Genomic DNA, 8,447 nt, shown 5'->3' on the forward strand with positions numbered 1-8,447 from the left:
CTTTTTTCTACTGCTACGCAGTTGGATTTTAAATCTCTAAATTAACTATTTTTTTCTATTGCGTAATCTGGGTTAAAAGAAGTTAAATATAAAAATTTAACTGTTTTTTAATAAAAATCTACAACTAAATTTTTAGTTTTATATCGTAAACTTAATAACCAATTTGAATGAAGTCTAATCTATTTTATGTGTTATTGACATTTATTATGTTTTTTAATGTGACGTATTCATTTTCGCAAGTCAAACTTTCGGGTACGATTTCCGATGGAACGGATAACGTTAAATTGCATAAAGCAACAATAGCCTTATTAAACCCTAAAGATTCAATACTCGTAAATTTTGCTAGAAGTGGTGAAAACGGAAATTTTTTGATTCCTAAATTGGATACGGGATATTATAAACTGATAGTATCCTATCCGCAATACGCGGATTATGTGCAAGATTTGAAAGTTTTGGAAGATCACAATATTGGCACAGTAAAATTATCCAAAGCTTTTCTTTTGTTGGATGAAGTGGCTGTGACAGGAAAAATTCCGGTGGTCATCAAGGGAGATACAATTGAATATAATGCAGGCAGTTTTAAGGTGGATAAAGACGCGAAAGTAGATGATTTACTCAAGGTTCTTCCGGGTATTACAGTTGACGCAGATGGAAAAATCACTGCGCAAGGTAAGGAAGTAAAAAAAGTTTTGTTGGATGGGGAGGAGTTTTTCGGTAGTGATCCAACCTTGATAACTAAAAATATCCGTGCCGATATGGTAGATAAAGTACAGGTTTACGAGAAAAAATCTGATTTGAATGATAGGACAGGGGTGGATGATGGTGAACGTACGCAAACGGTAAATATCACACTCAAGGAAGACAAAAAGAAAGGTGCCTTTGGTCAAGCACAAAGTGGGTATGGATCGGATAAATATTATGGCTTAAAAGGTATGGTCAATAGATTTAACGGGGCACAAAAAATTGCAGCTTACGGGATTTCCGCTAATGATGGAATGGTGAGTCTGGGCTTTGAGGATGGGGAGAAATATGGAGCGAACAGCTCTAATATGTCTATCTCAGATGATGGAGGTATTTATATCATGTCTTCTGGTTCTGGAGATGGTATGGATTCTTGGAGTGGAAACTACCGGGGCAATGGAGTGCCTAATGCCTTGAATATGGGTGCAAGTTTTTCGGACAAATTCAAAGGGGATAAACATAAGTTGAATGTGAATTACCGACGCGGGCAGATGGAGGTGGAGAATAATAGCACAAACTTTATACAAAACAATTTGCCGGAACTAGCGAGTATTCAGCAATCTAAAGGTTTTAGTGCGAATGAGAATAAATCTCATAATGCAAATATGCGTTATGATTTGAAAATAGACTCAACTTCGGATATGACAGTGCGCTTAGGATATAATACGACCAATAGAGATAATTCAGGTTTTAGTACAACTACAGAAAGAAGTTTGAATGAAGAATTATTAAACGATACAAGAACAAATAATTCTGGAAACAGTCTAAATGAATCTTTAAACGCAAGTGTAATGCTTACCAAAAGATTCAAAAAGCTAAGAAGATCACTAACATTGAATAGTTCGGTCACCAATAACACAACGGACGGAACTTCCAATTATTTTTCGAACACCAACTTTGGTCAGCTCAATGATTCCTTATTAATAGATCAATTCAAAAACAATGTCTGGGAAAACACCAATTTCAACAGTACATTAAATTATACTGAGCCACTTACAAAATACTTGACTGCAACTGTAGGCTATACCTTAGGTTCGGTGGCTTCGTATACGTTAAATCAGTCTTTCAATAAAAATGAAATCACAGGTAATTATGATCAACTGGATCAAGGCTTATTAAATGACTTTGATAATATTACATTAAGAAATTCGGTGAATACAGGTCTTAATTTTAAGAAGAATACGATTATTGTCAATTTAAGTAATTCATTTTCTTTTGAATCTTTAGAACGAAAATACAATAATCTTAATCAGAAGCTTACGAGAGATCAAGTGTCAATAGCACCATCTTTATCAGTTAATTATCAAATTACAAAAAGTAAAAGTATGTATCTCAGTTATTCTGGGCGTACTACACAGCCTGACTTGAATCAGCTAGAACCACTTAAACAGAACGACAATCCATTAATTAATTACATGGATAACAAAGATTTGGAATCTGGTTTTACAAATAATATGTATTTGTATTTTAATTCCTATAAGCAGCTCAAAGATGTGAGCGTTTATTTCGGTGCAAATGTAAGTCAATATCTGAATCCAGTAGGAAGCACTGTTACATTTGATCCAGAAAGTGGACGTCGAGATATTCAATTTGTTAATATTGATGAATCAAATATTTCAGCAAGTGCGTACGGTGGATATAGAAGACCATTGTGGAAGAAAATCGCTTTAAGTATGAATATTGGAGGTAACGTCAGCTATAACAATAGTTACAATTATCTTTCTTTGGCAAATGGAGAGTCTCAATTAAATAATAATGAAAACTATTCCCTTTCGCCATCTTTGGGATTTAGCTCGTACAAGGCAAATAAATGGTCTTTTCATCTAAATATGAATCCAGGGTATAGAATTAATAAGTCAACATTACAGCCAGATTTAAATACGAATAACTTCATTCTTAATTCTTACGTAGATTTAAGTTATACTTTCCCTAAAGATTACAAAATAGTAATGAATATGCAGCAATCTCACGAAGCAGCTACTAAAACTTTACCAGAATTCAATGTGGTCAATGTCTCAGGATACGTATCTAAAAAGTTCTTAAAGGATAAGTCATTAGAAGCACAATTTTTCGTGAATGATCTATTCAATAAAAATACAGGGGTGAGAAGATATCAATCTGGGTATACGTTCTCACAATCTACCAACGATGTTTTAAGAAGATATGGCATGTTTAAGTTGATTTACAATTTCACCACTATGAAAGGAGACAATTAAGATGAAGCAGTTATTTTATATATTAATATTTGTTTGTTGCAGTAATATGAGTTTTGCACAGTACACCTATTTTCCTAATAGTGGTACTATCACCTATGAACGTAAGTTTCATTTGCAGAATTTTCTAAAACGAACGATGGGAGGGAAAGTAGACCTTGATATTTGGGACAAAAGTTCATTGGAATTTTTGCAAAAAAGTGGGCCTACAGAATTGATTACCCACCACACGTTAAAATTTAATTCAATGGAAACCTTATTTGAAACTGTAAATGAGGAATATCCTAGTAATTATAGAAGTGCGATGTGGTATATCCCATTAATGAGAGATTCAAAGACTTATGTGGATTATAAAAAAGGTACTTTCAATAAATTGTTGGCATTTGGTGACGAAGAATTGATTATGACCGATACTATCCCAACAGTAAAATGGAAATATACAGACGAGTACCGAAACGTGGCGGGATATGACTGCCGCAGAGCCAATGGATTAATTCAGGACTCGATTTATGTCGTTGCATTTTTTACCAATCAATTGGAAGTTCCAGGAGGGCCAGAGCTTATACAAGGTTTGCCAGGTACAATTCTTGGCGTCTCCATTCCTTCATTGAATATCAATATGTTCGCGACGAAGGTGGAACTTAATAATGATGTAATATCATCTACATTGACTAAGAAAAAAAAGGTAGTGCCAGAATCCAAAGATGCTGTTGTTAAAAAATTGAAAACTTCGGTATATGATTACATGGACGAAAAGCTCCTTCAAAAAGAATTAAGTAAAGTCTTTTTTTAAAGACTTTACTTAACTTTTATTTTAAATAATAGCTTAAACCAAAGCTGATATTCCAGATCTCGTGAAAATCAATCGCACTCGAACTTTTAACAAAATTGATTAGACGTTTATCTGTCGTTCCGAAATCATAGTACATACCCCATTTACCACGTCTAAATTCACTTCCTATTGTCAACCCCAAATTTGCTGCTGTAGGAAAATAGTAATACCCGGCATCATAATAGACAGGCAATTTGTAAAAGTATTTTTCGCCGTAGGCATAATTGAACCACATCCCTACATTTACCCATTTGACTTCGGTTGAAGGGTTATAGGTTTTCATCAGCGGAATATAGCGTGCTTTGACTGTCGTGGAATGAATCCCATTATCACTATACTTAGCAGGAACAAAACCATAAGAAAGGTTTCCTTCCCAACGTTTGTTGAGTGAAATATAGTTGAAACCTGCCGAAAACATTCCGATATTTCCCGCGAATTGCATATTGATACTATTCGGCATTATTCTTTTCCAAATAGATCGCGTACTGTCCGCTGATGTTGCCGATGAAACTTGATAGCTAATGATTAATAGCAAGATTAAGATGATTCGCATTAATAGAATTTTTGAGTTATTTCCGTGGTCTTGCCAAATATTCTTACTTCGATATATTGTCTTTTGTTGATTGTTGGTGCGGTGAGGTAGACTAATTCATTTTCTTCAGCTTGTTTCATATCAAAATTATGCGTGTGTCCATGAATCGATAGCAAAGAATTAGGATGAGTTTCAATCAATTGCTGAAATTTTTGTCTCAAGTCGGGATCAAAATCGGATGTGTAAGGCGAAACATGGGACAAGTAAATAATTTTTTTGTGAGTAGCGTTGTTTACTTCCTCTGTTAACCAATCCATATTTGGAAGTTGATTATTAAAATTCACTTCTCTCGCATTGGTATTGAAAACTATAATTTTGTAATCATTTACTTCAAAAGAGAAATCCTCTTCGCCAAACATTTTGCGGAAAATGGTTCGTCCATTCGCCAGCATATCGTGATTTCCAATTGTACCTACGATCGGAAAATTTGATTTTTTGACTTCGTCATAATACAAGTTATATTCGAAATTGGCGCCATAATCCGTAAAGTCGCCGGCATGTAAAATAAAATCTATCTCATCATGTGAATATCGAGCGTTGGAATAAGTTATAAAATCTTCCAATTCATCATATGAAACTTGTGTATCCGCGATAATCAAAAATTTCAAGGTATCGCCAATTTGTTTTTGTTGAATATTTGCTATGGCTTTAGCATTGAGATTTTCAGCAATTGGATTTACTTCTAGGACAGAGTATTGAAAATTTCTTTTGCAAGAACTTAAAAAGAGTAGGAAACAGAGCAGAAAATAAGGATGCAACTTCATAGAAAATACCCATTTTTAGTGAGTTGCAAAATTAAATCTTTATACTTTGAATAAAGTAATCAAAAAGTCAAAGTTAGATGATAAAATAAGTCGTTTAGTTGTAGTACTAAACGACCTATTTGTCTTATAGACTTTTTCTTACTAACTCAAAAGTTTTGTCGATATCCTCGATAGTTACGTTGAGATGCGGTCTGAAGCGAACGCTTTTATCTCCACAACCAAGAATTAGGAGTTTATTTTCCAATGTTCGTTTGAGGAATGCATCTCTATTTTCTACGGTGTCAAAATCAAAGGCGCACAAAAGACCTTTCCCTCTTGGATTTGAAAGATTTGGATTTTCACGAAGTAATTCTTCAATTTTTTCTAGAAGATATTGACCTAATTTTTCAGCTTTAGCGACTAAATTTTCTTTTTCAATAACTTCTAAAATCAATTTAAAACGAACCATGTCTACCAAATTTCCACCAAATGTGGAATTAATTCGACTCGATTCTTTAAAAACATTCTTTTCTACACGATCGATCTTTTCACGATTCGCTAATATACCGCAGACTTGTGTCTTTTTACCAAAAGCAATAATATCAGGTATAATATCATAATGTTCGTAGCACCACATTTTACCTGTCATACCAATACCCGTTTGCACTTCATCGAGAATTAACAAGATGTCATTTTCATCACAAATACGACGCAATTCTTGAAAAAATTCTTTGCGGAAATGGTTGTCGCCACCCTCAGCTTGGATAGATTCTAAAATTATACACGCGACATCCGCAGAATTTTTAGCAATTACTTCTTTTATCTGCGCAATAGCCTGCTTTTCTATTTCGATGGTTTCAGCGATGCTGTCATCGGTAAGTGGAAAAGTCAGTTTTGGGTTTATAATTCTCGGCCAATCGAATTTTGGAAAATACATATACTTACGAGGGTCTTTGGTATTTGTCAAAGACAACGTATAACCCGAACGCCCGTGAAAAGCCTGTTTGAAATGAATGACTTGTGAAGCCTCTTGATCTATTCCTTTACTTAAATTCAATCTTGTTTTCCAGTCGAAAGCTACTTTTAATGCATTCTCAACAGCTAATGTTCCGCCATCGATAAAGAATGCATAGCTCAATTCTTTCGGAATAGCAACTCTTTCAAATGTTTCTAAAAATGCTGCATAACTGTTTGTATAGACATCTGAAAGTGCTAACTTATTAATAGCTGCTGCTTCGAGTTGTTTGCTGTTTTCTAATATATAGGGATGATTGTAGCCAATAGGAGAGGATGCGAACATGCTGAACATGTCCAAATATTCATTTCCTTCGGTGTCTACCACATACGATTTATACGATTTACTCAAATCCATCGTAAATGGCATGCCATCCGCTAATATATGTTGTGCTAATATGTGATGAGTCTTGTTCATAATGTAGTTTATTTTGGTTAGTGTATTATAAATCAAATTTTATTCCTTGTGCTAATGGCAAGTTCTCTGTATAGTTAATCGTATTTGTTTGTCTGCGCATATACGCTTTCCACGCATCTGATCCCGACTCACGACCACCGCCAGTTTCTTTTTCACCACCGAAAGCACCACCGATTTCAGCTCCTGAAGTGCCGATATTTACATTGGCAATACCACAATCAGAGCCATTTTGACTTAAGAATAATTCTGATTCACGTAAGTTCGTCGTCATTATTGCAGAAGATAATCCTTGTTTTACGCTGTTTTGTAATTCAATTGCGTTTTGGACTTCTCCACTATATTTGATTAAATAAAGTATAGGCGCAAAAGTTTCTTGTTGCACGATTTCATAGTGATTTTCTACTTCTGCAATAACTGGAGTTACATAACAGCCACTTTCGTATCCTTCTCCTTCCAATACTTTGCCTTCAACTAAAATATTTCCACCTTGCTCTATAATTTTGGATAAAGCATCCAGATACATTGTTACAGCTGCCTTATCAATTAAAGGTCCCATATGATTATTACTATCCAATGGATCTCCAATTTTGATTTGCTTGTATGCCTCTACTAATGATTCTTTGACTTTGTCGTATACATTTTCATGTACAATCAGTCGTCTTGTGCTCGTACATCTTTGTCCAGCAGTACCTACAGCGCCGAATACTGCACCAATAATTGTCATTTTTAAATCTGCAGAAGGTGTGACTATGATGGCATTATTACCACCCAATTCTAATAGGGACTTTCCTAAGCGATTTGCTACTGTAACTGAAACTTGTTTGCCCATTCGAGTAGAACCTGTAGCAGACACCAAAGCGATGTGTTCATCATCTGCAATCCATTTTCCGACCTCTGCATCACCTGTCACAACAGATGAAATTCCTTCTGGCAAATTATTCTCTTTTAAAATATCTGCAATAATATGTTGACAAGCTATTGCACAGAGAGGTGTTTTTTCAGATGGCTTCCAAATTACAACATCACCACAAACTAAAGCTAATGCTGCATTCCAAGCCCAAACGGCTACCGGAAAATTAAAGGCAGTAATAATCCCCACGATGCCTAGCGGATGATATTGATCATACATGCGATGACCTGGTCTTTCAGAATGGATGGTATTGCCATAGAGTTGTCTCGACAAACCCACCGCAAAATCACATATATCTATCATTTCCTGTACTTCACCAAGACCTTCTTGATAGGATTTTCCCATTTCGTAAGAAACAAGCTTTCCGAGTATTGCTTTCTCTTTTCGTAATCTCTCTCCAAGTTGTCTAATGATTTCACCGCGTTTTGGAGCTGGGATATCGCGCCAAATTAGTTTAGCTTTTTCCGCTTCTTGTAGTACATTTTCGTAGTCTTCTCTGGTGGTGGCGGTTACGGTACCGATATATAGTCCATTGGTTGGAGACGACGACTGGATAGCCTTTCCATGCGCAAACCAATTGGTTCCAGTAGAGGTTCCTAAATTGTTTTCTAAGACATTTATTGATGATAGTTCTTTTTTATTCATTTTATGCTGTCGTAAATTCTTTTTTAATATAAATGTACTGAATTATGATCAAATTATAAATAATAACAGTGAATTTTAATACGTAGGTGCTATTTATGTAAAGTGAGTTAGGTAAATAGATAAAACAATTTTATCCGCCAATCTTCCAGTGAGTTAACTCAAATTGCAAAATTAATTCACGCTAAAGCTTTGAAGTGATGTGTAAATGTTGCTATCTTTGCACCACTCCGCAAGGGAGGAACGCTGGTAACAGCAATGAAATACGAGGTTAGAGACAGTTTAAACGGGGAAACTCTGGAAAAACAAAAAAAGAAAAAATCTTCAAATAAAATTTGCGGA

Annotated in this window: 6 protein-coding genes; 2 read left to right on the plus strand and 4 right to left on the minus strand. The window is 35.0% G+C overall.

The genetic code is table 11. The annotated features are described in order from the left end of the window. Nucleotides 1-167 precede the first annotated feature (167 nt). Together GOQ16_RS16825 and GOQ16_RS16830 are read left to right on the plus strand one after the other, a co-directional pair. A complete protein-coding gene (locus tag GOQ16_RS16825) occupies nucleotides 168-2,957 on the plus strand; it encodes a TonB-dependent receptor (RefSeq protein WP_160070359.1) in 2,790 nt (929 codons plus the stop codon). Nucleotide 2,958: 1 nt separating this feature from the next. Then, nucleotides 2,959-3,747 (plus strand): GLPGLI family protein, encoded by a 789-nt coding sequence (locus tag GOQ16_RS16830; RefSeq protein ID WP_160070360.1) that lies wholly within the window; start codon nucleotides 2,959-2,961, stop codon nucleotides 3,745-3,747. A gap of 16 nt (nucleotides 3,748-3,763) precedes the next feature. Here GOQ16_RS16830 and GOQ16_RS16835 read toward each other — a convergent pair whose 3' ends face one another. The 4 genes from GOQ16_RS16835 to amaB form a co-directional block, all read right to left on the minus strand. Then, the gene (locus tag GOQ16_RS16835; RefSeq protein ID WP_160070361.1) at nucleotides 3,764-4,339 is read right to left on the minus strand and encodes a hypothetical protein; all 576 of its coding nucleotides are present in this window, start codon (nucleotides 4,337-4,339) and stop codon (nucleotides 3,764-3,766) included. Then, nucleotides 4,339-5,142 carry a metallophosphoesterase family protein gene (locus GOQ16_RS16840; RefSeq protein WP_160070362.1) on the minus strand — a complete coding sequence of 268 codons (804 nt, stop codon included), beginning with the start codon at nucleotides 5,140-5,142 and terminating at the stop codon, nucleotides 4,339-4,341. Before GOQ16_RS16840 ends, GOQ16_RS16835 begins: the two co-directional genes overlap by 1 nt. Nucleotides 5,143-5,266: 124 nt before the next feature. Then, complete coding sequence (gene lat, locus GOQ16_RS16845) at nucleotides 5,267-6,553, minus strand: L-lysine 6-transaminase (protein WP_160070363.1); 1,287 nt, start codon at nucleotides 6,551-6,553, stop codon at nucleotides 5,267-5,269. 25 nt (nucleotides 6,554-6,578) lie between these two features. Then, entirely contained in the window at nucleotides 6,579-8,108 is a 1,530-nt protein-coding gene (gene amaB / locus GOQ16_RS16850) for an L-piperidine-6-carboxylate dehydrogenase (protein WP_160070364.1), read from the minus strand. Between the last annotated feature and the right edge of the window lie 339 nt (nucleotides 8,109-8,447).

Origin of the sequence: Sphingobacterium bovisgrunnientis (genome assembly GCF_009829085.1) — a bacterium.
GTDB lineage: Bacteria > Bacteroidota > Bacteroidia > Sphingobacteriales > Sphingobacteriaceae > Sphingobacterium > Sphingobacterium bovisgrunnientis.